The 24,608-nt window shown below is 71.3% G+C and carries 24 protein-coding genes; 10 read left to right on the top strand and 14 right to left on the bottom strand.

The genetic code is table 11. The annotated features are described in order from the left end of the window. Nucleotides 1–7: 7 nt before the first annotated feature. The 8 genes from amrb99_RS38915 to amrb99_RS38880 are packed head-to-tail and all read right to left on the bottom strand — an operon-like array spanning nucleotide 8 to nucleotide 8,319. Nucleotides 8–1,309 carry an MCE family protein gene (locus tag amrb99_RS38915; protein WP_190865931.1) on the bottom strand — a complete coding sequence of 434 codons (1,302 nt, stop codon included), beginning with the start codon at nucleotides 1,307–1,309 and terminating at the stop codon, nucleotides 8–10. Next, nucleotides 1,306–2,397, bottom strand: coding sequence for an MCE family protein (locus amrb99_RS38910; protein WP_190865929.1), 1,092 nt, complete (start codon nucleotides 2,395–2,397; stop codon nucleotides 1,306–1,308). The genes amrb99_RS38915 and amrb99_RS38910 overlap by 4 nt, the downstream gene beginning before the upstream one ends. After that, complete coding sequence (locus tag amrb99_RS38905; RefSeq protein ID WP_190865928.1) at nucleotides 2,397–3,497, bottom strand: MCE family protein; 1,101 nt, start codon at nucleotides 3,495–3,497, stop codon at nucleotides 2,397–2,399. The genes amrb99_RS38910 and amrb99_RS38905 overlap by 1 nt, the downstream gene beginning before the upstream one ends. After that, nucleotides 3,497–4,528, bottom strand: coding sequence for an MlaD family protein (locus amrb99_RS38900; RefSeq protein ID WP_190865926.1), 1,032 nt, complete (start codon nucleotides 4,526–4,528; stop codon nucleotides 3,497–3,499). The genes amrb99_RS38905 and amrb99_RS38900 overlap by 1 nt, the downstream gene beginning before the upstream one ends. Continuing rightward, entirely contained in the window at nucleotides 4,528–5,604 is a 1,077-nt protein-coding gene (locus amrb99_RS38895) for an MlaD family protein (RefSeq protein ID WP_190865924.1), read from the bottom strand. The genes amrb99_RS38900 and amrb99_RS38895 overlap by 1 nt, the downstream gene beginning before the upstream one ends. Next, nucleotides 5,601–6,665 (bottom strand): MCE family protein, encoded by a 1,065-nt coding sequence (locus amrb99_RS38890; RefSeq protein WP_190865922.1) that lies wholly within the window; start codon nucleotides 6,663–6,665, stop codon nucleotides 5,601–5,603. The genes amrb99_RS38895 and amrb99_RS38890 overlap by 4 nt, the downstream gene beginning before the upstream one ends. After that, a complete protein-coding gene (locus tag amrb99_RS38885; RefSeq protein ID WP_190865920.1) occupies nucleotides 6,662–7,516 on the bottom strand; it encodes an ABC transporter permease in 855 nt (284 codons plus the stop codon). Before amrb99_RS38885 ends, amrb99_RS38890 begins: the two co-directional genes overlap by 4 nt. After that, a complete protein-coding gene (locus amrb99_RS38880) occupies nucleotides 7,516–8,319 on the bottom strand; it encodes an ABC transporter permease (RefSeq protein WP_151543100.1) in 804 nt (267 codons plus the stop codon). The genes amrb99_RS38885 and amrb99_RS38880 overlap by 1 nt, the downstream gene beginning before the upstream one ends. A 292-nt stretch (nucleotides 8,320–8,611) precedes the next feature. On the opposite strand from amrb99_RS38880, the gene amrb99_RS38875 reads away from it, so the two are divergent. From amrb99_RS38875 to amrb99_RS38865, 3 genes are all read left to right on the top strand, one after another. Then, nucleotides 8,612–9,148 (top strand): MarR family transcriptional regulator, encoded by a 537-nt coding sequence (locus amrb99_RS38875; protein WP_347257040.1) that lies wholly within the window; start codon nucleotides 8,612–8,614, stop codon nucleotides 9,146–9,148. A gap of 102 nt (nucleotides 9,149–9,250) precedes the next feature. After that, nucleotides 9,251–10,150 carry a lytic transglycosylase domain-containing protein gene (locus amrb99_RS38870; protein WP_190865917.1) on the top strand — a complete coding sequence of 300 codons (900 nt, stop codon included), beginning with the start codon at nucleotides 9,251–9,253 and terminating at the stop codon, nucleotides 10,148–10,150. A gap of 69 nt (nucleotides 10,151–10,219) precedes the next feature. Continuing rightward, entirely contained in the window at nucleotides 10,220–10,861 is a 642-nt protein-coding gene (locus amrb99_RS38865) for a TetR/AcrR family transcriptional regulator (RefSeq protein WP_190865915.1), read from the top strand. A 66-nt stretch (nucleotides 10,862–10,927) separates the two neighbouring features. Here amrb99_RS38865 and amrb99_RS38860 read toward each other — a convergent pair whose 3' ends face one another. Both amrb99_RS38860 and amrb99_RS38855 read right to left on the bottom strand, forming a co-directional pair. Beyond that, on the bottom strand, nucleotides 10,928–12,181 hold the full coding sequence (locus tag amrb99_RS38860) for a hypothetical protein (protein WP_190865913.1): 1,254 nt from the start codon (nucleotides 12,179–12,181) through the stop codon (nucleotides 10,928–10,930). 159 nt (nucleotides 12,182–12,340) lie between these two features. Then, complete coding sequence (locus tag amrb99_RS38855) at nucleotides 12,341–13,150, bottom strand: hypothetical protein (RefSeq protein ID WP_190865910.1); 810 nt, start codon at nucleotides 13,148–13,150, stop codon at nucleotides 12,341–12,343. Nucleotides 13,151–13,289: 139 nt separating this feature from the next. Here amrb99_RS38855 and amrb99_RS38850 point away from each other — a divergent pair, with 139 nt between their 5' ends. After that, nucleotides 13,290–14,093, top strand: a complete 804-nt coding sequence (locus tag amrb99_RS38850) for an NAD(P)-dependent oxidoreductase (protein ID WP_190865908.1) — start codon at nucleotides 13,290–13,292, stop codon at nucleotides 14,091–14,093. An 80-nt stretch (nucleotides 14,094–14,173) separates the two neighbouring features. Next, complete coding sequence (locus amrb99_RS38845; protein ID WP_190865906.1) at nucleotides 14,174–14,821, top strand: TetR/AcrR family transcriptional regulator; 648 nt, start codon at nucleotides 14,174–14,176, stop codon at nucleotides 14,819–14,821. A 27-nt stretch (nucleotides 14,822–14,848) separates the two neighbouring features. Here the strand turns inward: amrb99_RS38845 and amrb99_RS38840 are convergent, their stop codons facing one another. Both amrb99_RS38840 and amrb99_RS38835 read right to left on the bottom strand, forming a co-directional pair. Continuing rightward, nucleotides 14,849–15,229 carry a nitroreductase family deazaflavin-dependent oxidoreductase gene (locus amrb99_RS38840; RefSeq protein WP_206700274.1) on the bottom strand — a complete coding sequence of 127 codons (381 nt, stop codon included), beginning with the start codon at nucleotides 15,227–15,229 and terminating at the stop codon, nucleotides 14,849–14,851. A gap of 47 nt (nucleotides 15,230–15,276) precedes the next feature. Further along, nucleotides 15,277–16,740, bottom strand: coding sequence for an NAD(P)/FAD-dependent oxidoreductase (locus tag amrb99_RS38835; protein ID WP_190865905.1), 1,464 nt, complete (start codon nucleotides 16,738–16,740; stop codon nucleotides 15,277–15,279). Between the two features lie 84 nt (nucleotides 16,741–16,824). Between amrb99_RS38835 and amrb99_RS38830 the strand changes: the two genes are divergently transcribed. Next, nucleotides 16,825–17,442 (top strand): TetR/AcrR family transcriptional regulator, encoded by a 618-nt coding sequence (locus tag amrb99_RS38830; RefSeq protein ID WP_347257039.1) that lies wholly within the window; start codon nucleotides 16,825–16,827, stop codon nucleotides 17,440–17,442. 42 nt (nucleotides 17,443–17,484) lie between these two features. Here the strand turns inward: amrb99_RS38830 and amrb99_RS38825 are convergent, their stop codons facing one another. Beyond that, nucleotides 17,485–18,165: a TetR/AcrR family transcriptional regulator C-terminal domain-containing protein gene (locus tag amrb99_RS38825; RefSeq protein ID WP_190865903.1), complete on the bottom strand. Its 681-nt coding sequence runs from the start codon at nucleotides 18,163–18,165 to the stop codon at nucleotides 17,485–17,487. A gap of 108 nt (nucleotides 18,166–18,273) precedes the next feature. Here amrb99_RS38825 and amrb99_RS38820 point away from each other — a divergent pair, with 108 nt between their 5' ends. The 3 genes from amrb99_RS38820 (at nucleotide 18,274) to amrb99_RS38810 (ending at nucleotide 21,318) form a co-directional block, all read left to right on the top strand. Then, nucleotides 18,274–19,380, top strand: coding sequence for a diiron oxygenase (locus tag amrb99_RS38820; protein WP_190865901.1), 1,107 nt, complete (start codon nucleotides 18,274–18,276; stop codon nucleotides 19,378–19,380). A 44-nt stretch (nucleotides 19,381–19,424) separates the two neighbouring features. Beyond that, a complete protein-coding gene (locus amrb99_RS38815) occupies nucleotides 19,425–20,282 on the top strand; it encodes an SDR family NAD(P)-dependent oxidoreductase (RefSeq protein ID WP_190865899.1) in 858 nt (285 codons plus the stop codon). A 73-nt stretch (nucleotides 20,283–20,355) separates the two neighbouring features. After that, the gene (locus tag amrb99_RS38810; RefSeq protein WP_190865898.1) at nucleotides 20,356–21,318 is read left to right on the top strand and encodes a diiron oxygenase; all 963 of its coding nucleotides are present in this window, start codon (nucleotides 20,356–20,358) and stop codon (nucleotides 21,316–21,318) included. 359 nt (nucleotides 21,319–21,677) lie between these two features. Here amrb99_RS38810 and amrb99_RS38805 read toward each other — a convergent pair whose 3' ends face one another. Beyond that, entirely contained in the window at nucleotides 21,678–22,460 is a 783-nt protein-coding gene (locus amrb99_RS38805; RefSeq protein ID WP_190865896.1) for a hypothetical protein, read from the bottom strand. Between the two features lie 123 nt (nucleotides 22,461–22,583). Here amrb99_RS38805 and amrb99_RS38800 point away from each other — a divergent pair, with 123 nt between their 5' ends. Next, nucleotides 22,584–24,107, top strand: coding sequence for an ATP-dependent DNA ligase (locus tag amrb99_RS38800; RefSeq protein ID WP_190865893.1), 1,524 nt, complete (start codon nucleotides 22,584–22,586; stop codon nucleotides 24,105–24,107). Nucleotides 24,108–24,608 lie beyond the last annotated feature (501 nt).

The raw sequence follows: 24,608 nt of genomic DNA, 5'->3' as shown, positions 1-24,608 counted from the left end.
ATTGGGGTCAGTCCTTGTGCCGGCGGCGAAGCCGGGACAGGCGGGACACCACGGGCACCGAGCCCATCATGACCCTGATCAGCACCATCAGTGCCAGAACCGGGGGAATGTAGATTAGCCAAACGGGTGGCCCACCAGAAGGGTCCTTGCCGTTGTTCGCGGCGTTCTGCGCCTTCAGCGGCTTGTCGAGCGCGGGATCGTGGGTGGGGATCACGTCGCCCGGGTTCTTCGCCCGGTAGGTGTTCTGCTTGACGTCCAGGTCCGGCGTCCGGCCCCCGGCGCACGTCGGCACGGTGGCCAGCTGCGGCTGCGGCAGCGGGTACTTGTACTCCAGCGCCGCCTGGTGCTTCAGCGTGATCTCGAAGATGACGTTCAGCACGGGCTTGCCCTGGTCCAGCCCGATGACGTTGTCGAGGACGGTCTTGAGCTGCGGCGCGACGGCGAGGGTCGTCTTCAGGTCCGACAGGTAGTTCGGGTTGTAGGCGGAGATCCCCCAGGTGCCGAGCATGTCGACCGTGCAGTCGAAGTTCGGGCCGGTCTCGTCCAGCAGCTGGTTCACCGTGGACAGCAGGCCGGGGCCGCGGTCGCGCAGCTCGGCGAGCTGGCCGCGCATCTGCGCGAGCGCCGAGGTGAGGGCGGCGACGTTGTCGATGCCCGCCCCGAGCGCCCCCCGGTTCCGGTTCAGCACGCTGGTGATCTTGCCGAGGTCCCGGGTCAGCCCGTCCAGCAGCTCGGTGTTCTGCGCGAACGTCTGGGTGAGCTGGTCGCCGCCGTTGACGATCTGGCGGATCGAGTCCTCGCGGCCCGCCAGCCCCTCCGCCAGCTCGTGGGTGAGCACCTTCGCGTCGTCGGGGTTGATGGCGTCCAGGGACTTGATGACCGCGCCGAACAGGTCGCTGTACTTCGGCGGGACCTTCGTCTGCGACACCGGGATGACGGTGCCGGGCCTCATCGGCGGCGCGCCCGCCTGCCCGGGGGCCGGGGTCAGCTCGACCACCGGCTCGCCGACCGCGGACTTGCGGGCCGCCGCCGCGGTGACGCCGCGCGGGATCTTCACCCCGCGCTCCATGTCGAGCCGGACGACGACCTTGTTCCCCTGCAGCTTCACCGAGTCGATCTTGCCGACCCGCAGGCCGAGGTAGTCGACCTCGAAGTTCGGGTGCAGGCCCGGCGACGACTCGAACTCGGCCGTGATGTGGTACGGCCGCTCGATGAAGTCGAAGTGCACCACGTTCCGGAACGCCCACACGATCATGATCACGGCGAGTGCGCCGAACACCGCCAGGTTGATCGTCACTCGCCTGGTCATTGCCGCCCCTGCAGGATCTTGTCGAGGTCGGGGAACGCGGTCCGGAACTGCTTCGGCAGCTCGGTGTCCCCCGCGCCGCCGCCGCTGCCGCCGCCCGTCGCCTTGCTCTTCTTCTTCGCGGGCTTGTCGCCGCCGAGCACCGGCGTCCCGTCCGGCCAGAGGATGTTCAGCAGCGGGTACAGCAGCAGCTGCCCGTCGTAGCTGGCCCTCGGGAGCTTGTCGGTGAAGGTCACCAGCCCGTTGACCAGGTTCGTCAGCCGGGTACGGTTGTTGCCGAGCTGCGCGAGGACGGGGTCGAGGTCGTCCAGCAGCTTGCGGAACCGGGCGACCCGCCCTTCGAGCACCTTGTCGTTCAGCTGCCGGGCCGCCTCGGTGAGCTTGGCGACCGTGCCGAGGATCTTCCGCTTGTCCTGGTCCAGCAGCCGGGTGGTGCGCTCGATCTGGACGGGCGCCTCGTTCAGCGCGCCGTCCCCGGCGGCCAGCGACCGGCCCAGCTTGGCGAGGTGGTCGACCGACTCGCCGAGCTGCTCGCGCTGGTCCGCGACGAGCTTCAGCAGGCTCGTCGCCTTGGCGATCGAGGTGTTGAGCCGCGTGCCGTTGCCGTCCAGCGCGGTGGCGCCGGCGTTGACGACCGTCGCCACGTCGTTGCCGGCCAGCGCCTGCACCAGCGGGCCCGCCTGCCCGACGACCTGCTCGAACGCCGGCTGCACGCTGGTCTGCGTGATCGCCGCGTGGTTCGCCAGGAACGGGCCGCGGTCCATGCTGGCGCCCGGCGGCATCTGCAGGTCGACGAAGTTCTCACCGAGCAGCGACGTCACCTTGATCTCGGCGCGGGTGCCCTGCGGGATCTTGACCCCGTCCTTGATGGACAGCGTCGCCTTGGCGCGGTAGCCGTCCAGCTCCACCTTGGTGACGCTGCCGATCGTGATGTCGGACATCTTCACGCTGTGCCCGGCGACCAGCCCCTGCACGTCGCTGAACTCGGCGGTCAGGGTCAGGTGCCCCTTCGGCGCCCCGACCGTCTTGTAGTTGCAGCCCGAGAGCGCGAGGACCGTGGCGAGGACGAGCAAGACGACCTTCCTGCCCATCAGTTGCCTCCGTTCTGCCAGGGACAGTTGGAGTTGGGCGCGGGAAGCGGGCAGTCGACCTCGTCGGTGTCCATCAGGCCCTTCAGCCACGTCCGCACGAACGCGTCGGTGGCGAACCGGATGTGCAGCGACTTGTCCTTCTTGCCGTAGCCGCCGATGAGGGCGTCGCTGACGCCCGGCAGCACGTTCAGCAGCTGCGCGATCTGCTTGGTGTTGCCCTTCAGCACCAACGCGACCCGGGTGAGGACGGCGAGGTCGTAGGGCAGCTGCCCCTTGTACCTCTTGAGCAGCTTGTCGCCGTTCTTGGACAGGTCCAGCACCGCGCCGATCAGCTCCTGCAGGTCGCCGCGCTCGGAGGCGAGCACCTGCGTCGCCTGCCCGAAGTCCTGGATCATGGTGCCGAGCACCTGCTCGCGGCCCCGGACCACCCCGGCCATCCGGCTGAGGTTCTGCGCGACCTCGATCAGGTCCTTGTCCTGCCCGGCGACGTTCTCCACCAGCCGGGCGCTCTGCTCCAGCGTGGCGTTGAACTCCTTGCCGTTGCCGTTCACGGAGTCGGCGGCCTTGCCGAGCGCCGTCTGCATCTTCGTCGGGTCGAGCGCGTTCGCCAGGTTGGTGAAGGAGTTCAGCGCGTCGTCCACCTCGACCGGCACGGTCGTCCGCTCGATCGGGATGACGTTGGAGGTCTCCTTCGGCTCGCCCGGCTTCCACGCCGGGTGCAGCACCAGGTTCCGCTCGCCCACCAGGTTCAGCGGGACGATCGAGGCCTGCACGCCCTGCGGCAGCGGGACGTCCCGGCCGATGTGGAACGTCACCTTGATCTTGTCGTCCAGCTGCTTCACCGTGTCGACCCGCCCGACGTCGACGCCCATCACCAGGACCTTCGACTGCGGGTAGAACGAGCGCGCCTTCGGCACGTAGACGGTCATCGTCCGCTCGCCGCCGGACGAGCCGATCGAGCAGCCGCCGAGCGCGGCGGCCAGCGCCAGCGCGAGCGCCGCCGCGACGGCCCGCGCCGGACGGGCCCGTCCGGCCGGCCTCGCCCGCCAGGGGACGCCCCGCGCCCCCCGGGCCGGCTTCGTCGGAATGAGGCGGCCCATCAGTTGCCTCCCTGCCCGGCTGGGGAACGCCGCGTGGAGATCGGTCCCGGCGGCTGGATCGGCCCGAGCCCGGTGAGCACGCCCTCGATCCAGGGGCCGTTCCCCTTCAGGTTCGCGACCTGCTGGAACGTCGGGCCGAGCAGCGAGAAGTCGGTGTTCAGCGCGTCCATGTTCGGCGCCAGCCGGGTGGTCAGCAGGTGCAGGTTGTCCAGCAGCGCGTCCAGCTTCTTCTGGTTCCTGGAGATGACGTTGTCGAGGGTGCGGACCGTCCGGCTGCCCTGCCCGATCGTCGCGGCGAGCTCGTTGCGCCGGTTCACCAGCGACTGCAGCAGCACCTGGCTGGAGTCGATGATCTCCCGGAGCTTGTCGTCCTTGCTCGCCAGCGTGCCGGTGATGGTCTTGCTGGCCTCGATCAGGTTCTGGATCTGCGGGTAGGAGTCGTTGAGCGTGCGCGACAGGTCCTGGATGTTCGCCAGGATCCGGTGCAGCTTCGCCGCGCCCGGCGACTTGATCGCCGCGACCTCCGACAGCAGCTTCGTCATGCTCTTCTCGTCGAGCTTGCCGACGATGTTCTGGGTGTTCTCCAGCGCCTGCGGCACGGTGAACGGGACGCCGGTGTGGTCCAGCGGGATCCGCCGCCGGGACTCCGGCAGGCTCGCCAGGTAGGGCCTGGCGACCGGGCCGGACAGTTTCAGGTAGCGGCCGCCGAGGAGCGTCGTGGTCTCGATCTCCGCGCGGGTGTCGCGGCCGAGGTCGATGCCGGCGTTGACGTGCCAGGTGATGAGGACCCGGCCGTGCGCGAAGTCCGGCTCCACCGCGGTGACCCGGCCGGACTTCACGCCGGCGACGCGCACGTCGTCGCCCTTCTTGATGCCGGCCTGGTCGGAGAAGTAGCCGCTCATCGTGTAGCCCTGGTCGAACAGGTGCAGCTGGCCGATCGCGAACGCGAAGATCAGCGCGGCGGCGAGCACCGCGAGCGTCACGATCGCGACGAGCCGCTGGTTGACGTCCCGCAGGGACTTGAGCGCCATCAGCCGCCACTCCCCGTCAGCATCGCCTTCAGCTTGGTCAGGTCCTGCTTGGACGGCTGCTTGGTGCCGGGCGCCTTCGGCAGCTGCATCGGGAAGGGGCACGGCCCCTGCACGACGTTCAGGCACAGCGCGTTGGTGCGCAGGAAGTGCCCGCCGTTGGCGGCGGCGAACAGCTCGCGGAGGGTCAGCGGAAGCTGCTGCACCATCTTCTCCAGCTGGTCGACGTTCAGCCGGAACGTGTTGCTGAACTTGCCGAGGTTGTCGATGATGCGGGCGAGCTGCGCGTCGTTGCCGCCGAGCACCGCGTTCAGGTTGGTGGTGACGCCCGAGATCTGCACGACCGCGTTCTCCAGCAGCTTGCGGTTGTCGGCGAACACGCCGGTCAGCGACGCCAGGTTGTCGACGCTGGCGGCGATCTGGGTGTCCCGCTTGGCGATCGCGTCGCTGACCGTCTCGTAGTTGTCGATCATCCCCTTGATCGTGTCGCGGCGGGCCTCGAAGGTCTGCAGCAGCGCGTCGAGGTTGTCGGTCAGCAGCGCGATGTTCTGCTCGTTGCCGTCCAGCGCCTGCGAGAAGGAGAAGAGGATCTTGTTGAGCTGGTTCGGGTCGAGGCTCTGGGTGAGCGGGCCGAGGCTGTTGAGGATCTCGCCGAGGTCCACCACCGACCGGGTGTGCGGCACCCTGTCGCCGTTGCCGAGCCTCGCGGGGCTGCTGCCCGGCTCCAGGTAGATGACCCGCTGGCCCATCACGTTGCGCCAGCGGACGGCGGCGGTGGAGTCGGCGGGCAGCCGGACGTCCTTGTCGACCGCCATCCCGACCACGGCCTTGCCGCGCACCACCTTGATGCTCTTCACCTGGCCGACCGGCGTCCCCGCCACCTTCACCTCGTCGCCGGTGAGCAGGCCCGTGACGTCGTCGAACGTCGCGGTCAGCTTGTAGCGGGAGTTGAAGCTGGCGCCGAGGATCTGCTGCCCGATGTAGAAGGTCAGCAGGAGGGTCACCACGAGGAAGACCAGGAACTTCAGGATCGTGGTGTACTCCGGCCCGCGCGCGGCCTTGCCGCGTACCGGGCTCATGGCCGCCCTCCCGCCGTGCTCGCCGTCTTGCCCTTGGGCTGGAACGGGTCGGTGGTGCACACGTCGATGAAGACCTGGCACAGGTCGAGGCTGAGCGCCTCCTTGGCCTGCGCGATCGTGGTGCCCGACGGCCCGGGGATCCGGATGATGCGCGCCAGCAGGGCGAAGAAGCCGTTCAGGCTGTCCATCAGCACCGGCAGCTTGTCGTTCTCGGAGTGCACCGTCGCGGCGACCCCGCCGACGTCGTCGATGAGCTTCCCGAGGTTCGCGCCGTGCCCGCGCATCGTGGTGCCGACGGTGTCGCCGAGCCGCCCCGCCTGCGTGAGCAGCTGGTCGATCTTGTCCGGCTTGGCGTTGATCACCTGCGACAGCGTGTTGAAGTCGCCGGTGAACCGGGTGATGTTGTCACCGTGCGCGGCGAGCGTGCCCGACAGCCCGTTGATGTCGTTGAGGAGCGCCTGGATGTACGCGCGGTCCGCGTACGTGGCGTCCACCACCGTCGACCCGTTCTGGATCAGCCGCCGCGCGGCGGGCCCCTCACCGGACAGCCCGGCGCCGAGGGTGTGCAGGATCGTCGCCACCTCGTCCGGGTTGATCGCCTTGGTGAGGTTGTAGGCGGGCCACGCCGTCTGCGACAGGTCCTGCGGATCGGCGGTCTTCACGACCCGCCCGCCGTCCTTGAGGAACGGGCCGGACAGCTCGTGCGCGCCGGGGTCCAGCACCAGGTCCTTCGGACCGAACACCGAGACCGGCTCGATCGTCGCGGTGGCCGTGTCGGGGACCCGGACCCCCTTGTCGACGCGGATCTTCACGGTCACCCGGCCGTCGCGGCCGAGCTTGATCGTGTCGACGGAGCCGACCGCGATGCCGCGGATCTTCACGTCCGACTTGCCGGGGTCCAGGCCCTGGCCGGCGGTGCCGAACGTCGCGTCGTAGTAGGTGGAGCCCGCGTACGAGGGGGTGGTGGAGATCCCGACGGCGACCGCGGCGACCGCGATCACGCCGGCCCCGACCAGGCCGAAGATCGTCCGGGACCGGGAGGAGAGGCTCTCGTCGCTCATCCGGTCAGCCTCACCGTGCTGCCGTGGCCCCAGAAGATGTACGACAGGAGCAGGTTCATCAGGATCATCAGGATGGTGGACTCCCTGATCGCGCGGCCCGCGGCGACGCCGACGCCGACCGGGCCGCCCGCGGCGTAGTAGCCGCGGTAGCAGTGGATGAACATCACGATGAACGCGAAGACGGCGACCTTGATGACGCTGTAGAACACGTCGATCGGCGGCAGGTACAGGTGGAAGTAGTAGTCGTAGATGCCGGGCGACAGGCCGAAGTACTGGATCGTGATGAACCGGGTGGCGAAGAACGCCATGAACAGCGACACCAGGTAGAGCGGGACGAGCGCGATGACGCCGGCCGCGACCCTGGTGCACACCAGGTAGGCCAGCGAGTTGATGCCCATGACCTCCAGCGCGTCGATCTCCTCGGAGATGCGCATCGCGCCGATCTCCGCGGTGAAGCCGGTGCCGACCTGCGCGACCAGCGCCACGCCCGCGATGATCGGGGTGACCTCGCGGACGTTGGAGTAGCTGGCGACGAGCCCGGTGAACGCCTCCGCGCCGATGCGTTCGAGCCCGGGGTAGCCCTGCAGGCCGACCATCGCGCCGGTGGCCAGCGACATCGTCGCGATGACGAAGATCATGCCGCCGCCGATCACCAGCGCGCCGACGCCGACGGTGATGTCGCTGACCTGCTTGGCCAGCGTCTTGCCGTACTTGCGCCGGATGATGATGTCGAAGAGGAGGTGGTACAGCACCCGGCCGAGGAAGATCGGCAGGTTGGCCGAGGCCGACAGCCCGGCGGTGCGGCCCTTGACGGCCCGGCCCAGCTTGCGTACGGGGGAAATGGCGACCATCAGAACCTCGGGGGGAACAGGACCTGGTAGATCATGGTGAGGATGTAGTTGGTGGCGAACACCACGATCGAGGTGACCACCACCGCCTTGTTCACCGCCCGGCCGACGCCGACCGGTCCGAGGTCGCAGTTCATGCCCATGTAGCAGGCGACCGCGGCGGCGATGAACCCGAAGATCCACGCCTTGAACAGGGTGATGACCAGGTCCGAGAACTGCAGCAGGGTCGTCGCGCCGTCGAAGAACGCGCCCGGGCTGACGCCCTGCTGGATGACGTTGAAGTAGTAGCCGCCGAGCACGCCCGCCAGGATCACGACGGAGCAGAGCAGGCCGGACACCATGCTCGCCGCCCACAGCCGGGGGGTGACCAGGCGGTGGATCGGGTTGATGCCCATGACTTCCATGGCCGCGAGTTCGTCGCGGATGTTGCGGGCGCCCATGTCCGCGGTGATGGCCGAGCCGCCGACGCCGGAGACCAGCAGCGCGGCGGCCAGCGGGGCCACCTGCTGGATCATCGCGGCGGTCAGCAGCGCGCCGGTGCCCGACTGGGCGCCGAGCTGCCGGGCGATGTCGCCGACCTGCAGCGAGATGGTGGCGCCGAGCGGCACCGCGATCAGCATCACCGGCACGCTGGTCACCCGGGCGAGGAACCAGCACTGCTCGACGAACTCGCCCCACCACTGCCGCAGGTCCCAGGTGCGGCGCAGCCCCTCCAGGAGGGTCACGCACAGCAGCCCGGTCTCGTCGAGCGCGCGCTCGACCCGTCTGCGTGCCAGGTCCGGGGCCTTCGTCAGGCTCAGGGCCATCAGCCGGTGCCCTCCCCCGCGGGGGGTGCGTGAAGGGTCATCCCAGCCTCCTTCGTTCTCGGACGTCGGCGCCCATCCGATACTCCGGTTCCCTGCTCTACCACGGGGGCGCCGCTGTGTCCTAGGGGTGTTCCGCGCCACCTGTGGCCTCGGTCGAGACCGGTACCACTCACGGGACCACCAGGGTCACACGGACACTCTCGTCCCGCTTGTGATCTGGAGCACTCTATTGGAAGAAGTTCTAAGAAGCGAGTACTTACATCATGATTTGTCCGAAGCTACGATCTCGGGCGTGCGTATCGAGGCGCGGCGAGGCGCGGAACGAGCCCGGGAGGACGGCGTGGACCCGCTGGTCACCGGCATCAGGGACCGCTGGTCGGGACAGGGCATGGCCGGCGGGCCGTGGCCGTTCATGGCGATCAGCTCGGTCGAACGGCTCCACCAGATGCTCAAGAAGGCGCTGGACACCGAGCTGAAACGGTTCGGGCTGAGCCGGACCGGCTACTTCCTGCTGACCACGCTGGCGCTCATCGGGCACGGCAACGCCCGGCTCAGCACCCTCGGCCGGATCCTGATGATGCATCCGACGACCGTGAAGCTGACCGTGGACCAGCTGGAGGCCGCCGGGCTCGTCGAGCGCGCCCGGCACCCCCGCGACCGGCGCGCCACCCTCGTGCAGATCACCGCGGCGGGACGCGAGCAGGTCAACGCCGCGAACCTCGCGCTGGAGGACCCGGAAGGCGCGCTCGCGCCGTTCGATGGGATGCACCGCGACCTGTTCGAGGCGCTCCAGCCGGCCCGGCTCGCGGCCGGCGACCTGGAGCTCTGAGCGGGCCGAGCCCGCCGCGAGGCGCGGTGAACCGGCTGTGACATCGCCTGCGTACATCGTCATCGACAACACAAGACCCGGGCGATAAGGCAGTCTTCTCCTATGCCACAGAGTCACGGCACGCGCAGACGCACCGGTTCCGCCTCCGGCCGCACCCGCTCCGAGCAGCGGCGCGGCGGCCGGCGGCGGGCCCGGGAGCGGGGCGCCGGCGGCCGCCGGGACGACGCCCGGGTCCCCGCGCCCCGGCCGTCCCCCGAGGCGCTCGACACGCTCGCCCCGCCGGAAGCCTCCGGCCCGTACGGCCCGTCCGGGGACGCGCGGGAGCTGTCCGCGCAGTACGGCCCGGGAAAGCGGCGGCGCGCCTGGAAGCTGCTCACCCACAACGTCACCATCACCGTGGCGGGCATCGCGGTGCTCGCCGGCGGGGTGGCGTTCGTGGACTGGGACAAGGTCCTCGGCGAGGCCGAGCCGCCGAAGGCCGCGTCGAGCGGCCTGTCGACCAACGACATGCTCGCCCACCTCCAGGGCTTCGACATGGACTCCATCACCGCCGACTCCATCGCGGCCGCCAAGGAGCGCGCCTACAAGGAGCACCAGGCGTACATGAAGAAGCTCAAGGAGCAGGCCAAGAAGGACGCGGCGGCGCGCGCGAAGCTGAAGGCCGAGAAGGAGAAGGAGCGGCTCGCCAAGTCCAACCCGAGCGCCGCGGAGAACAAGGCGTACGGCAAGAAGATGAACGCGGCCAAGGGCTGGGGCAATTGCTGGTCGTCGCTGCTGACGCTCTGGAACCACGAGAGCGGCTGGAACGAGCGGGCCGTCAATCCCGGCAGCGGCGCGTACGGCATCCCGCAGGCGCTGCCCGGCTCCAAACTCGCGAGCGCGGGCGCCGACTGGCGCACCAGCTCCCCCACGCAGATCGCCTGGGGCCTCGGCTACATCAAGGCCCGCTACCACGACCCGTGCGGCGCGTGGTCCTGGTGGTCGGCGCACCACTGGTACTGAGCCGCGGCCGATAGGCGACGCGGACGGCGCGTGCTGGTGGCCGGGCCCCGATCCGGGCACGATGTGGGGATGACCACGAGCAGGGCGCGCCAGGCGGGCGGCGCGGGCGAGGCCGGCACCGACCGGCGGCAGTGGGCGCGCGCGGACGCCACGCGGCAGGCGCTGCTGACCGCGGCGCAGCGGGTGTTCGCCGACCGCGGCTACGCCGACGCCGGCATCGCCGAGATCGTCGAACGGTCCGGCATCAGTGTCGGCAGCCTGTACCACCACTACGGCGGCAAGGCCGGGCTGTACGTGGCGCTGTGGGAGGAGCTCACCGACGAGCAGGAGCGGAGCGCCGCGCGGGCCGTGTCCGCCGCCCGCAAGGCCGGCGAGGACGACCCGATCGCGCTGTTCATCGCGGGCGCCCGCGCCTACCTGCGGGTGTGCTGGGAGCGGCGGGAGGCGGCGCGGCTGTTCCACGGCGGCGAGGGGCCGTCCGGCTCGTCGCTGATGCGCCGCAGCCGGGCGCAGCACTGGATCGCGCAGAACACCAAGCTGCTGCACGGCACGGCCGGCACCCCGGCGGGCCGCGCCGGGGAGGTGCTGAGCCTGGTGCTGACCACCGTGATCGGCGAGGCCGGAAGGGAGATCGCGACGGCCGAGGGCGAGGCGGACGCCGCCGAGATCATCGACGAGGTGTGCCGCATCCTCATCCGCCTGGCCCGCTGACGCGGCGTCCCCGCCCCGGGCCTCCGGGACGGGGAGCGCCGCGTCGCGGACGCCCGGCACGGCGGTTCAGCGGGCCCTGGCCGGGAGGAGCGCGAGGCGCGGGCCGCGGCGGGCGTGCCTGCTCCGGCGCCGGCGCGGTTCGGGCTCTCGCCGCGGTTCCGGTTCCCGCCAGTCCAGCTTCGGTGCCGCCTCCGCGCGCAGCGCCGCCCGGGCCTCCGGGGTCGTCCATGACGCGACCGTCCACACCGCCGCGGGCGGCGCGGCGGCGGGTCTCGGCCGGGGCCGCACCGGCCGCGCCGGGACGGGCCGCACCGGCGGCCCGTCGAGGCGGGGACGGGCACGGCGGAGGTGGAGGTGGAGGCGGCCGGGCCGCCGGGGCGAGACGCCCTCCCGGCGGGCCAGCCGCAGTCTGAGCAGCAGCAGCGTCACCGAGGACGCCATCGCGGCGAGCACGCCGGCCTGCAGGGCGGTCAGGTCGTCGAGGTTCGAGGAGTCCCGGGGCAGCGCGCGCAGGTTCGCGACCGGCACCGGCGCGATCGGCGCGGGCGCGGTCTGCGGGCCGACGACCGGGGGCAGCACGACGTCCGGGCCGGTCAGCCCGCCCGGCACGCCCTCGGGGGTGACCGGCGGGACGCCGGGCGGCAGCGCGCCCGGGCTGATGCCCGGCGGCAGCGCGCCGGACGGTTCGGTGACGACGAGCGTGTAGGTCCGCGTCCTGGCGGCCGCGTGCGCCGCCGACGCGCGCACGGTGAGCCGGATCGTCCCCGGCTTCGCGCCGGACGGGACCCGGACGGTCACCGTCGCGGACGTCCCGCCCGCGCCGACGCCGCCGAGGCCCTGCTCGGACGGGGTCGCCGTGGCGCCGCCCGTCGCCGACGCCCGCAGCACGGTCCCGGACGCGGTGGCACCGGACGCCGACACCCGGACGGTGGCGGTGATCGAGCCGCCGGGGCGGACCGTCGCCGACGACACGGTGGCCGCGACCGACAGCACCGGCTTCGCCGGCGCGCCCGGATCGTGCGGGTCGCCCGGGGCGTGCGTCGGCGTGTGCGACGGCGTCGGCGAGGAGCCGTGCGGCGGCGTGGGGGTGGGCGAGCCGGTGTCCGGCGGCGGCGTGGTCGGGTCGTCCGTCGGCGAGTCCGTCGGGGTCGGCGTGGGGGTGTCGGTCGGCGACGGGCTGTCGGTCGGCGCCGGCGACTCCCCGGACGGGGTGGTGGACGGCGCGGGCTCGGCGATCACCGGGGACGCGCCCGACACGGCGAGCACCGCCGCCACCCCGAGCCCCGCGAACAGCGCGCCGCCGGCCGACCGTGAACGCATCCGCACCCGCCCCACCTCCACCCGTCGAGACCCGGTCAACGGGACGACTGAATCAGGCGGCGAATGACCTTTCAAGGCGCGGGGAAAAGGTTGTCAGCGAGCGACGAATTACCGCCCTCGGCCGCCGGCCCGGATTATCAACCGGCGCGCACCGGCGGGTCAGGAAGGGGCGAGCCGCTCGATCCGGTCGAGGCGCCCGGCGAGGAGGTCGTCGTGGGCGATCGCGAAGTCGCCGTTCGGCGCGGCGCCCGACAAGTACGTCCCCGCCACCGCGTCCGGGAGGTATTCGCGCAGGCTGTAGCGCATTTCGCCGGGATAGGCGACGGGCTCCCAGCCGTCGCCGGACGCGCCGTCGGCGCCGAGGACGACCCAGTGGTCGGTGCGGACGGGCTCGTCGAGGCGCGGCGCGCCGCCGGTGTGGCAGTCGAGCGCGGGCACGACGACGCGGTCCGGGTCGTCCGGCTGATACCACATCAGCAGCGGTTTCGCCCGGCGCGCGTCGGCATTGTCGAAGCAGCAGAGAATGATCACGTGCCGGGGGAAATGCGCCGCGTAGAAATCCATGAGTTCGGGATCGGGACGCGGCCTCCGGTGCGGCGGGACGCGGTCCAGCGCCGCCGGGATCAGCGTCGGGTCCTCGGCCAGCAGGACCGTGTAGACGTCGTGGTCGAACACCCGCACGCCGGGTCCGTCGGCCTCCATCCAGTCCATCGTCGCGGCCGGCACCGGTGTCAGGGCGTCCACCATCAGGTTGAGCACGTCCGCCTCGTCCTGCCGAAGCGCGAGGAAGTTCTCCGGCGTCAGGGCGCGCGCGGGCACGTGCAGCAGCATCGCGTTCGGGCCGCCCGCGAGGTTCACGGCCGTGTTCTGGTACCCGAGCACCTCGATGAGGCCGTGCTCGGGATGGTGCCGCCGCCCCGCGTAGAGCGTCGTCCCGGAGAACGCGGCCTGGTCCATGGACACGCACATACGACCAACCTAAGCGCACCGGAACAGCCGCCCTGCAACGGTGCGAACCGTCATGCGAGCGCGCCATCCGACCGGTGGGGCGAAGCCGAAGGCGAGCCCCTTGGGGCGGCATTGCATCGACACTGCAACACTGCTGACCATGACGTTGGGAAGAATCGTGCTGACGGGGGCGGCGGGCCGGGTCGGATCCGCCGTGCGGGGGCCGCTGCGCGAGGCGGCGGGCACGCTGGTGCTCGCCGACCGGGTGCCACTGGAGGCGGAGGCGCCGAACGAGGTGGTGCACCGCACCGACCTGTCGGACGCGGCGGAGATCGTCGCGGGCGCGGACGCGATCGTCCACCTCGCCGGGGTGCGGGACGAGGCGCCGTTCCCCGAGCTGGTCGAGGGCAACATCCTCGGCACGCAGCGGATGCTGGAGGCGGCTCGGGTGACCGGTGTCCGGCGGGTGGTGCTGGCGAGCAGCAACAGGCTGACCGGCCTGTACCCCTCCACCGAGACGGTGTCGGCGGAGATGCCGCCGCGCCCGGACGGCCTGTACGGGGTGAGCAAGGTCGCGGTGGAGGCGCTCGCGCGGCTGTACGTCGACAAGTTCGGGCTGGACGTGGTGTGCCTGCGCATCGGCAGCCTCGACGCGGTGCCGAACGAGCCGCGGCACCTGGCGACCTGGCTGAGCCACCGCGACTGCGCCGGCTTCGTGCTGGCGGCGCTGACCGTCCCGGCGCCGGGGTTCCTCGCGGCGTACGCGGTGTCGGCGAACGCGCGGCGGTTCTGGGAACTGGACGAGCGGCTCGGCTACCGGCCCCTGGACGACGCCGCCGAACACGGCATTCCGGACACGTTCGTCGGGCCGGGCACCCCGCAGGGCGGCGACTTCGCGTCCGCCGAGTTCACGCTGCGGTACCTGGAGCCGGCGGCGGGCGCGGAACCCGACGCGCGAGAGTGACATTTGGTTCACACGAGATGCGATGGACGGTTATCCTGACCTCAGGGTTACCGGTTCCTGACGGAAAGTCGAAGGGGTCCATGCCAACGTCCACGTGGTTCCGCCTCAACGTCGCCAAGCGGGAACGGGTGCTCGAGGTGGCGATGCGCGAGTTCGGAGAGCACGGGTACTCCACCGGCAGCCTCAACACCATCGCCCGCGAGGCCGGCATCGCCAAGGGCTCGCTGTTCCAGTACTTCAGCGACAAGCTGGAGTTCTTCGCGTTCGTCTGCGACGAGGCGTCCCGCCGGATCCGCGAGGAGATGGAGCGGCGGATCGCCCGCGTCGACTTCGACCAGTCCTTCGACGAGTGGCTGTTCGACGTGCTGTGCGACTGGACCGAGTACATGGCCGACCACCCGCTGGAGCGCGCGGTCACCGCCGCGACGAACTTCGAGCTGGACAACAGCGTCCGGTCGGTGGTGCGCGACACCGCGAACCAGCACTACCTGCAGGTCATCCATCCGACGCTGGACCTGTGGAAGGCGCAGGGCGGCATCCGCGAGGACGCCGACCTGCAGGTCCTCGCCACGATGATCCTGACGCTGCTGCCGTTCCTGGCGCTCGCGCCCTACTACGACGGCCTCGACCCGATCCACGACCTGCGCGGCCGCACGCCCGACGAGCAGCGGCCGGTGGTCCGGCAGCTCGTCGCGGGCTTCCGGCCGATGTTCGCACCGGAGAAGTAGCCGTCCGGGCCTGCCGTCCGGGCCGGGTCAGTCCTCCAGGTCGGCGACCAGCACGTCCATGTAGCGCGCGACGGCCCGCGCGGCCGGCGGCAGCTCGGCGGCGTCGGCGGCGGTGAGCACGCGCGGGCGGGCGATCCGCCGGACGCGGCCGAGCCGCTCCACCCCGCCGCGCCCCTCGGCGAGCAGGTTGCGCACCCAGTCGGTGTCGGCCCCGTACGGCAGGCCGACGATGAGCCGGTCGCCGCTGCGGAACGCGGTGACGGGCGTCCGGTACTCGCGTCCGGACGTCCGCCCCTTGTGGACGATGACCGCGAGCGGCGGCAGGTAGGGCGCGTAGACGCCCTGCACCCGGTTCGTGACGGCCTTGTTGATGCGGCGCAGGCGCCGCGGCATCAGTGGCTTGGGCATGCCCCTGCCTAACACGTCCCCGGCGCCCGCGCATCCGGCCGGGCCGCTTAGCGCGTGAGGATGTACTCCTCCGGCTTGGCCTTGCGGTTGCCGGCCCAGAACTCGAAGGTGTGGCCGGGCCACAGCGTCCGGTTGACGCCCTGGTCGTCGAGGTACCAGCTGTTGCAGCCGCCCTCGTTCCAGACGGCGCGGCGCAGCCGCCGCTGCATCCGGTCGTTGAAGCGGCGGGACGCCTCGGGCTTCGGCTCGATCGCGACGGCGCCGGACTCCTGCAGCAGCCGCAGGCAGCTGAGCACCTGCTGGATCTGCACCTCGATCATGAAGACGACGGAGTTGTGGCCGAGGCCGGTATTCGGGCCGAGCAGCATGAAGAAGTTCGGCATGCCGGGGACCGTGGTGCCGCGGTGGGCCTCGATGCCGTCCGCCCAGATCTCCTGGAGCTTGACGCCGCCGCGGCCGGTGACGCGCAGCTCGTTGAGCGCGTCGACGACCTTGAACCCGGTGCCGTAGACGATGCAGTCGACCTCGTACTCCTCGCCGTCCTCCGTGACGACGGACCGCTCCCGCACCTCGGCGATGCCGGACGTCTCGACGGTCACGTTCGGGCGGGTGAGGGCCGGATAGTAGTCGTTGGACAGCAGGACGCGCTTGCAGCCGATGGTGTAGTCCGGCGTCACCTTGGCGCGCAGCTCCGGGTCGGGGATCTGCTTCTCCAGGTGCCGGCGGGCGAGCTTCTCCTGCGGGAACGACAGCCGCGGGTCGATGGTGAAGCCGATCGCGCGGGCCTCCAGGGCCCAGTAGATGCCGTTGCGGAACGCGCGGGCGGCGCCGGGCACCTTGTCGAACGCGGTGCGGACGGGCTTGGGGAAGGTGAAGTCGGGCTTGGGCTGGATCCACGGCGGCGTCCGCTGGAACAGCACCAGCTCCCCGGCCTTCTTCGCGATCCGCGGGACGAACTGGATCGCGGAGGCGCCCGTCCCGATGACGGCGACGCGCTTCCCGGTGAGGTCGTAGGAGTGGTCCCACTCGGCCGAGTGGAAGGTGGTGCCCTCGAACCTCTCGATGCCCGGCAGGTCGGGGAACGAGGGGATGTGCAGGGCGCCGATGCCGGAGACGATGGCCCGGGGCGTGAGGACGGTCCCGTCGGTGAGGGCGACGTTCCACCTGCGCTCGTCGTCCTGGTACTCCATGCTGTCGACGTGGCTGCCGAAGCGGATGTGCTCGCGGACGCGGTACTTGTCGGCGGTGCGCTCCATGTAGGAGCGGATCTCGGGCTGCGGGGCGAACATCCGCGACCAGCCCGGGTTGAGCTCGAAGGAGAAGGAGTACATGTGCGACGGGACGTCGCAGGCGCAGCCGGGATAGGTGTTGTCGTGCCAGGTCCCGCCGAGGGCCTCGCTCTTCTCCAGGATGACGAAGTCGTGGAAGCCGGACTGCTTCAGCCGGATGGCCATGCCGAGCCCGGCGAAGCCGGAGCCGATGATGACGATCGCCGGGGCGCGCTCGCTCATATCCCGTCCTCTCGCGGTAACCTACTCGGAGTAAGTTACTAGGAGTAGCTTACTGACGGTAGGTCCAACAGATAGGATTCCGCTGTGAGTGCCGCCACACCGCACCGCCAGCAGCGCCGCCGCCGGATGTCGCGCGCGGAGCGCGAGCGCCAGATGCTGGACGTGGCGGAGGAGGTGTTCGGCGAGCGCGGCTACCAGGGCACCTCGATGGACGAGATCGCCGAGCGCTGCGGCGTCTCCAAGCCGATGCTCTACGAGTACTTCGGCTCCAAGGACGGGCTGCTCGTCGCGTGCGTGAGCCGCTCCAAGGCCGAGCTGCTGGACGTCACGCAGAAGGCCATGGCGGGCGCCACCGACCCCAAGGACATCCTGTGGCGCGGGATGGCCGCCTACTTCGGGTTCATCGACGCGCACAGCAAGTCGTTCGCGATGCTGCTGCGCGAGCCGGCCGCCGGGTCGCAGGAGACCGTCGAGGCGGTGGAGGCGACCCGCCGGCAGCAGAGCGAGCTGATCTCCGGGGTGCTCGCCGCCTTCGCCCCGCACGCGGGCGAGCCGGCGATCGCCGCGTTCACCGAGATCATCATCGGCGCGTGCGAGCGGCTCGCCCAGTGGCGGACCTGGCATCCCGAGGTGACCGCCGAGGACGCCGCGCGCTACATGACCGACTTCTGCTGGCAGGGCCTCAGCCCCTACCTCGCCTGACCGGCGCCCGGAGCGGAGCGCCGGCGGAGCGGAAGGCGCCGGTCAAGCCTGCTGACCCCGTCCGCGAGGGAGGGCGTCGAGGGCGCTGATGAGCAGGTCGAGGCCGAACTCGAAGTCGGTCTCGGGGTCGTGGCTGGCCAGCTCCTCGGAGAGCGCGACCACGTGCGGGAACTCGGCGGCGTCGAGCTTCGCCCACGACTCGGCCTGGGTCTCGACGAGGTTGTCCAGCGTCTTCACCACGCCGGTCTCGCGGAGCTGCGCGCCGAGCGCGTAGGCCATCAGCGCCCGCATGATCCGCACCGAGGTGGGGCCGTCGAAGCCGGCGGCGTCGGCGAGCGCGAGGGCCCGCTCGGCGGGGCGCAGCCCGAGCTGGGTGTCGATCTTGTGGGTGAGGACGATCGTCATGCAGCGCGGGTAGTCGTGCGCGACCTTCCGGAACGCCCGGACGAGGGCGCGCGCCCTCGTCTGCCACGGCTCGTCGGGCTCGTCCTCCAGCTCCAGGCCGGCGATGACGTGCTCGGCGACGCCTTCGAGCAGCGCGTCCTTGTTCGGCACGTGGTTGTAGAGCGACATCACCGCGACGCCCAGCTCGCCCGCCACGCGGCGCATGGACAGCGCGCCCGCGCCCTCCCGCTCGATCAGCCCGACCGCCGCCTGCACGATCCGCGCCCTGGTCAGGACGGGTCGCGGCGCCGGCGTGTCGGACGTCACGTCGCCGTTCATCGGTCCCGCCCCTTCCCGCCGTTGACACCCGTAAGTGCACCGTGACACGGTACGTACATCGTACGTCTTACGTACATCGTACGTGTCGCGCCCTCGGGGAGGAACGCCGTGTCGACCCATGACCTTTACACCGAGCCCGTCGGCAAGTCCACCTGGAACGTGCCGCTCGCCGGCGACGCCCGCTTCACGTGGGAGTACGACGACGGCCGCGACCGCCTCCTCGCCCTGTACCAGAAGGGCAAGGACAAGCAGTGGGACTCGGTCAAGCGGATCGACTGGGACCTGGAGGTCGACCCGCACGACGTCCTCGGCGTCCCCGACCAGTCCCTCGCCATCTACGGCACCAAGTACTGGGACAAGCTCACCGACAAGCAGCGCGGCGAGCTGCGGCAGCACTCCACGTCCTGGCAGTTCTCCCAGTTCGTGCACGGCGAGCAGGGCGCGATGGTCACCGCCGCCCGGATCGTCGAGTCGGTGCCCGACCTGGACGCCAAGTTCTACTCCGCCACGCAGACCATGGACGAGGCCCGGCACGTCGAGCTGTTCACGCGGTTCCTGCACGAGAAGGTCGGGATGGTCTACCCGATCAACACCAAGCTGCAGGACCTGCTGAACGAGACCCTCACCGACTCCCGCTGGGACATGCCCTACCTCGGCATGCAGGTGCTCATCGAGGGCCTCGCGCTCGCCGCGTTCGGCGTCATCCGCGACATCACCACCAAGCCGCTGCCCAAGCAGCTCCTCGCCTACGTCATGCAGGACGAGGCCCGGCACGTCGCGTTCGGGCGGCTCGCCCTGCGCGACTACTACAAGCAGCTGTCCGCGGCCGAGCTGAGGGAGCGCGAGGACTTCGTCATCGAGGGCTGCTACCTCATGCGCGACCGCATCCGCGGCCGGGAGATCTGGACCAACTTCGGCATCGACCCCAAGGAGGTCGACGAGATGGTGGAGAACTCCCCCTACATGCAGATGTTCCAGAGCCTGCTGTTCAGCCGCATCGTCCCGTGCGTCAAGGACATCGGCCTGTGGAGCGAGCGCATCCAGCGGACCTACGACGACATGGGCGTCCTCGACATGTCCAAGGCCGACCTGGAGGCGCTGATGAACCAGGACGAGGACATCGCCGAGAAGCTCGACGCCGAGCGGTTCGCCGCCGAGGAGGCCGAGCGCAAGGCGGAGGTCGACGCGGTCATCGCGGACGCCGCCGCGGGCTGAGTACGGTTGGGGATCATTCCGCTCGGGACATCTCGGAGGTCTGCATGCCACTCGCGCACTTCGACGGGGCGCTCGCCGTCGTCACCGGAGCCGGCAGCGGGTTCGGCCGCGCCATCGCGCTGGCCCTCGCCGAACGCGGCGCGACCGTCCTGGCGGCCGACATCGACCTCCCGTCCGCCGAGCGGACCGTGACCCTCGCCAAGACCCTCGGCCCGGGCGGCAGCGCCTACGAGGTGGACGTGGCGGACGCCGCCGCCATGGAGGCGTTCGCCGCCGAGGTGCGCGAGGCCCACCGCGTCCCCGACATCGTCGTCAACAACGCCGGGATCGCCGTCAGCGGCCCGTTCCTCGACCACGGCGTCGAGGACTGGAACCGCATCCTCGGCGTGAACCTGTGGGGCGTCATCCACGGGTCGCGGCTGTTCGGCAAGCAGATGGTCGAGCGCGTCAACGCGCTGCCGAACAAGCCCGACAAGCCCAACTTCGGCGGCCACATCGTCAACATCGCGTCCGCCGCCGCGTTCGCGCCGACCCGGTCGCTGCCCGCCTACTGCACCACCAAGGCCGGCGTGCTGATGCTCAGCGAGTGCCTGCGCGCCGAGCTGGCGTCCTCGCGCATCGGCGTCACCGCCGTCTGCCCCGGCTTCGCCGGCACCAACATCGTCAAGAACGCCACGTTCGTCGGCGGCGACGCGGCGCACCGCGAGCGGGTCCGCGTCCGCGGCCAGAAGGCGCTCAAGCTGCGCAACTACCCGCCGGAGAAGGTCGCCGAGCGGGTCGTCGACGCCATCATCAAGAACAAGGCCGTGGTCCCGGTGAACTTCGAGGGCCACCTGCTGCACGCGCTCTCCCGCATCTCGCCGGCGTCCACCCGCCTGCTCGCACGAATCCCCGTGCAATAGGGCCGGCCCCGCCGTGCGGCGCACGGCCTCGCGCGGCCCTCCTCGGCCTCCCCCCAGGAGAGGAGAAGGATCGATGCCCCCCGAACTGCTGACCGACCGCCCCGCCACCTGGACCGCGCGGATCCGCTGCAAGGACGGCGACCACACGCTGGAGCTCACCGACCGGGAGGTGGTCGCCGAGCGGCTGCTGCGGACCTCCCGCAAGCACTCCTTCGATCCGGACGCCGACGTCGACTGGGACGCGCCGCAGGACCCCGACGTCTGGTACGCGCCGCCGCAGCTGGTGTCGATCTACGAGACGCCGCTGTGGGACGGCCTGACGCACCGGCAGCGGGTGGAGCTGACCAAGCGGGAGATGTGCAGCATCGCCTCGTTCGGCATCTGGTCGGAGATGCTGCTGATGCAGGCGCTCGTCCAGCACGCCTACCGGAGCCGCTACGACAGCGAGCACGTCGCCTACGCGCTGACGGAGATCGCCGACGAGTGCCGGCACTCGAAGATGTTCGGCCGGATGGTGCGCACCTGCGGGCTGCGCACCCACCGGCCGCGCGCGGCGGAGTACCACTTCGCGAAGCTGTTCGGGGCCGTGTACGACCCGATGCCGATGTTCGCGGGGACGCTGGTGGTGGAGGAGTTCACCGACGCGTTCCAGCGGCTGACGTTCCCGGACGAGGGCGTGCAGCCGATGATCCGGCAGGTCACCCGGATCCACGTGATCGAGGAGGCGCGGCACATCCGGTACGCGCGGGAGGAGCTGAAGCGGCTCGTCGCGCGCGCGTCGCCGGTGCGGCGGCGGGCGGCGGCGTACGCGCTGGCGCAGGGCACCCGGCTGATGGCGACGCAGGTGATCCACCCGTCGTGCTACACGGCGGTCGGGCTGGACCCGAAGCTGGCCCGCCGGGTCGCGGCGCGCAGCGAGCACCGCCGGGAGACGATGGCGTGGGCGTTCCGCAAGTGCACCGCGTTCTTCGACGAGGTCGGATTCCTGGACGGCCGGGCTCGCGACGTGTGGGTTCGTGCGGGACTCGCAAAATAGTAACCGGTTCTACCGCGCGGCCATTTCCCTCGAAACCGAAACGAATTCGGTGACGGAATGGCAGCGGCCGAATACCGCACGGTTTTTCAATGGTCCGGAATCGGGAACGCCGAGGGCCGCGGAGCGGGGTCCACTCCGCGGCCCGGTCGGCGAGAACGGGTAGCTGACCTGGAGATCACCTCACCCAGGACACTCCAACCGCGGAAACGGTCACGTCGTCGACCTCCTCCTCCCCATGCGCCGCAAAGCGCGCCGGCCGCCGGACGTGAGTGGGAGCACGGCCGCCGCACTTCCTCCCCTTTACCGGAATCACCTTAGAAGGTTCTGACAGAAAATAAGCCATGATCGGCCGATTCAGGTCAGAAATGCGCCAAGGTGGCCAGCACTTCCCGCGCGACGCCCTCCGCCGTGCCGAGGCACGCCCCCTCCCGGGCGTCCGCACGGCCCTTCGCCGCCTGCTCGCTGTAGCTGACCGTCACGAGCACGTTCCGGAACCGCGTCGTCACCTCGCCGACCACCGTCGGCTGCCCCTCGTCCGCCTTGAACCACCGGTACGCCTCGTCACCGATCCCCTGCTGCCGCCGCAGGCTGATCGTGCGGACGAGCGGCGCGCTGTGCGCCTCCGTCCACGACGCCCGGTAGTCGCCCTCCGCGTCCTGCACGGGCGTCGGCGTCTTCGCGGGCGCGTGCAGGTTCACCTCGACCCGCAGCCACCGGAACGCCGGCCCCTGCGCCGTGTACGTGCACGTCGTGAAGGTCGAGTTCGCGCTCTCGGCCCGCCTGGGCTTCGGGATCGTCCGGCCGACCGTCCGGTCCGAGACCATCGCGCACGGCTTCGGCAGCGACGCCACCGGCTGCTCCTGCATCGGCGTCTCGGACGGGCGCGGCGGCTCCGCCGTCCCGCCGGTCGCGCCGCCGGTCCCGCGGCCGGTCGCGCCGCCGGTCGCGCCGGTGCCGGAGGACGATGTCCGCGGCGCCGCCGCGTCGTTCCCGTGCCCCGGCAGGAACAGGAACACCGCCGCGGCGGCCCCGCCGAACGCCACCAGCGCGACCAGCAGCGCCAGCAGCCGCGGCCGCCGCTTCGGCGACGGCGGCTCCGGCGCCGAGTAGACCCGGTGGAACGGCTCGCGCTGCAGCCCCACGCCCCGCTCCTCACTCCCCCGCGCGTCATCGACCCCGCCACTGGTCAACGTAGTCAGGACCGCCTCGGCTGACCAGGGGTCCCGCCCGGGTCAATTGTCAGACGCCGTGGTCACAATGGGGAGGTGCTGATAGCGGAGATCGCGCGGACGTCGCGGGAGGTGGCCGGCACCTCCGGCCGCAAGGCCAAGATCACGGCGCTCGCGGAGTGCCTGCGCGACGCCGAGCCCGGCGAGGCCGCCACCGTCGTCGCCTACCTGTCCGGCGAGCTGCCGCAGCGCCAGATCGGCGTCGGCTACGCCGCGCTGCGCGACGTCCCGCCGCCCGCCGCCGAGCCGTCCCTCACCGTCCCCGAGGTCGACGCCGCGTTCACCGAGATCGGCGCCGTCTCCGGAGCCGGGTCCGTCGCCCGGCGCCGCGAGCTGGTCGCCGCGCTGCTCGGCCGCGCCACCCGCGACGAGCAGGGCTTCCTCATCCGGCTGCTGGCCGGCGAGCTGCGCCAGGGCGCCCTCGACGGGGTGATGGCCGAGGCGATCGCGGCGGCGGCCGGCGTGCCGTCCGCCGAGGTCCGCCGCGCCGTCATGCTGCGCGGGTCCCTCGGCCCCGTCGCCACCGCCGCGCTCGCCGACGGCACCGCCGGGCTGCACGCGTTCACCCTGGAGGTCGGGCGCCCGGTCAAGCCGATGCTCGCCGCGTCCGCCCCGTCGGTCGAGGAGGCGTTCGCCAAGCTCAAGGCGGACGCCGCCGTGGAGTGGAAGCTCGACGGCATCCGCGCCCAGATCCACGTCCGCGACGGCGACGTCCGCGTGTTCACCCGGACCCTCGACGACATCACCGCCCGGCTCCCCGAGGTCGTCGCCGCCGTCCGCGAACTGCCCGTCCGCGACGCCGTCTTCGACGGCGAGGTCATCGCGCTGCGCCCGGACGGCGCCCCGTACCCGTTCCAGGTCACCGCCGCCCGCACCGCGACCCGCACCGCCAAGGACACCGAGCCCGTCCCCCTCACGGTGTTCCTCTTCGACGTCGTCCACCTCGACGGCGACGACCTGCTCGACGCGCCCGGCGCCGACCGCAACGCGGCGCTCGTCCGGGCCGTCCCCGAGCACCTGCGGATCCCGCGGATCGTCACCGCCGACCCGGCCGCCGCCAAGGACTTCTTCGACGACGCCGTCGCCCGCGGCCACGAGGGCGTCCTCGTCAAGTCCCTCGACACCCTCTACACCGCCGGCCGCCGCGGCGCCGGGTGGATCAAGGTCAAGCCCCGCCACACCCTCGACCTCGTCGTCCTCGCCGTCGAATGGGGCCACGGCCGCCGCCAGGGCCTGCTGTCCAACCTGCACCTCGGCGCCCGCGACCCCGAGACCGGCGGCTTCGTCATGCTGGGCAAGACGTTCAAGGGCCTCACCGACGAGCTCCTCGCCTGGCAGACCGAGAAGCTCCGCGAGCTCGCCGTCCGCGAGGACGGCTGGACCGTCCACGTCCGGCCCGAGCTCGTCGTCGAGATCGCCTTCGACGGCGTCCAGCAGAGCCCCCGCTACCCCGGCGGCATCGCCCTCCGCTTCGCCCGCGTCCTCCGCTACCGCCCCGACAAGACCGCCACCGAAGCCGACACCATCGAAACCGTCCGCGCAGTAGCGCCTGTTTACTAGCAGCGCCCTTGGCGTCAGGCCCTAGGGGGCCTTCCTTCAACGGGCGCTGCGTGCGATCGCTGCATCGCTTCGACTCGCCCTGGGGGCTCGCTGCGCGATCGGATTCTTGCTTCGCTCGAATCCGGCTTCGCTCGCGATCGCGACGGTCTAGGTCGCCGCGTGGCCGGGCACGAGCACTACCGGGTTACGGTGAGCGACTCGGGTGCGGGCCCGAAAAGCGCTTCGCCAGCCAGGCGTGTACGTCTCATCGGCTCGCGATCGCGATGGTCCGGGTCACCGCGTGGCCGGGCACGAACGCTGCCGCTAGGTGCGGGCCTGGAAACCGGCTTCGCTGGCGAACGGCCGGGGCGGGGTACGGGTCAGCGGCGGGTGGGGAGTTTGCGGCGGGGGTGGGGCGGCCGGGGCGGCTGCGGCGGGTCGTCGGCGCCCAGGCGGCGGGTCAGGCGGCGGGCGGTGGCACTCGTGCGGCCGCGCGCGAAGGCGCGGCGCTGGAGGCGGTCG

This window comes from Actinomadura sp. RB99, assembly GCF_014706005.1.
In the GTDB taxonomy this organism is placed as follows: Bacteria; Actinomycetota; Actinomycetes; order Streptosporangiales; family Streptosporangiaceae; genus Spirillospora.
This window is presented reverse-complemented; position numbering and strand designations above follow the sequence as displayed.

Bases quoted from the DNA above. Each gene is read 5' to 3' on its own strand.
- amrb99_RS38810 (WP_190865898.1), top strand. From the start codon at position 20,356: ATGCCCCCCGAACTGCTGACCGACCGCCCCGCCACCTGGACCGCGCGG.
- amrb99_RS38840 (WP_206700274.1), bottom strand. From the start codon at position 15,229: ATGCCCAAGCCACTGATGCCGCGGCGCCTGCGCCGCATCAACAAGGCC.
- amrb99_RS38855 (WP_190865910.1), bottom strand. From the start codon at position 13,150: ATGTGCGTGTCCATGGACCAGGCCGCGTTCTCCGGGACGACGCTCTAC.
- amrb99_RS38825 (WP_190865903.1), bottom strand. From the start codon at position 18,165: ATGAACGGCGACGTGACGTCCGACACGCCGGCGCCGCGACCCGTCCTG.
- amrb99_RS38870 (WP_190865917.1), top strand. From the start codon at position 9,251: ATGCCACAGAGTCACGGCACGCGCAGACGCACCGGTTCCGCCTCCGGC.
- amrb99_RS38835 (WP_190865905.1), bottom strand. From the start codon at position 16,740: ATGAGCGAGCGCGCCCCGGCGATCGTCATCATCGGCTCCGGCTTCGCC.
- amrb99_RS38865 (WP_190865915.1), top strand. From the start codon at position 10,220: ATGACCACGAGCAGGGCGCGCCAGGCGGGCGGCGCGGGCGAGGCCGGC.
- amrb99_RS38890 (WP_190865922.1), bottom strand. From the start codon at position 6,665: ATGAGCGACGAGAGCCTCTCCTCCCGGTCCCGGACGATCTTCGGCCTG.
- amrb99_RS38915 (WP_190865931.1), bottom strand. From the start codon at position 1,309: ATGACCAGGCGAGTGACGATCAACCTGGCGGTGTTCGGCGCACTCGCC.
- amrb99_RS38895 (WP_190865924.1), bottom strand. From the start codon at position 5,604: ATGAGCCCGGTACGCGGCAAGGCCGCGCGCGGGCCGGAGTACACCACG.
- amrb99_RS38905 (WP_190865928.1), bottom strand. From the start codon at position 3,497: ATGGGCCGCCTCATTCCGACGAAGCCGGCCCGGGGGGCGCGGGGCGTC.
- amrb99_RS38900 (WP_190865926.1), bottom strand. From the start codon at position 4,528: ATGGCGCTCAAGTCCCTGCGGGACGTCAACCAGCGGCTCGTCGCGATC.
- amrb99_RS38845 (WP_190865906.1), top strand. From the start codon at position 14,174: ATGCCAACGTCCACGTGGTTCCGCCTCAACGTCGCCAAGCGGGAACGG.
- amrb99_RS38885 (WP_190865920.1), bottom strand. From the start codon at position 7,516: ATGGTCGCCATTTCCCCCGTACGCAAGCTGGGCCGGGCCGTCAAGGGC.
- amrb99_RS38860 (WP_190865913.1), bottom strand. From the start codon at position 12,181: ATGCGTTCACGGTCGGCCGGCGGCGCGCTGTTCGCGGGGCTCGGGGTG.
- amrb99_RS38815 (WP_190865899.1), top strand. From the start codon at position 19,425: ATGCCACTCGCGCACTTCGACGGGGCGCTCGCCGTCGTCACCGGAGCC.
- amrb99_RS38910 (WP_190865929.1), bottom strand. From the start codon at position 2,397: ATGGGCAGGAAGGTCGTCTTGCTCGTCCTCGCCACGGTCCTCGCGCTC.
- amrb99_RS38850 (WP_190865908.1), top strand. From the start codon at position 13,290: ATGACGTTGGGAAGAATCGTGCTGACGGGGGCGGCGGGCCGGGTCGGA.
- amrb99_RS38880 (WP_151543100.1), bottom strand. From the start codon at position 8,319: ATGGCCCTGAGCCTGACGAAGGCCCCGGACCTGGCACGCAGACGGGTC.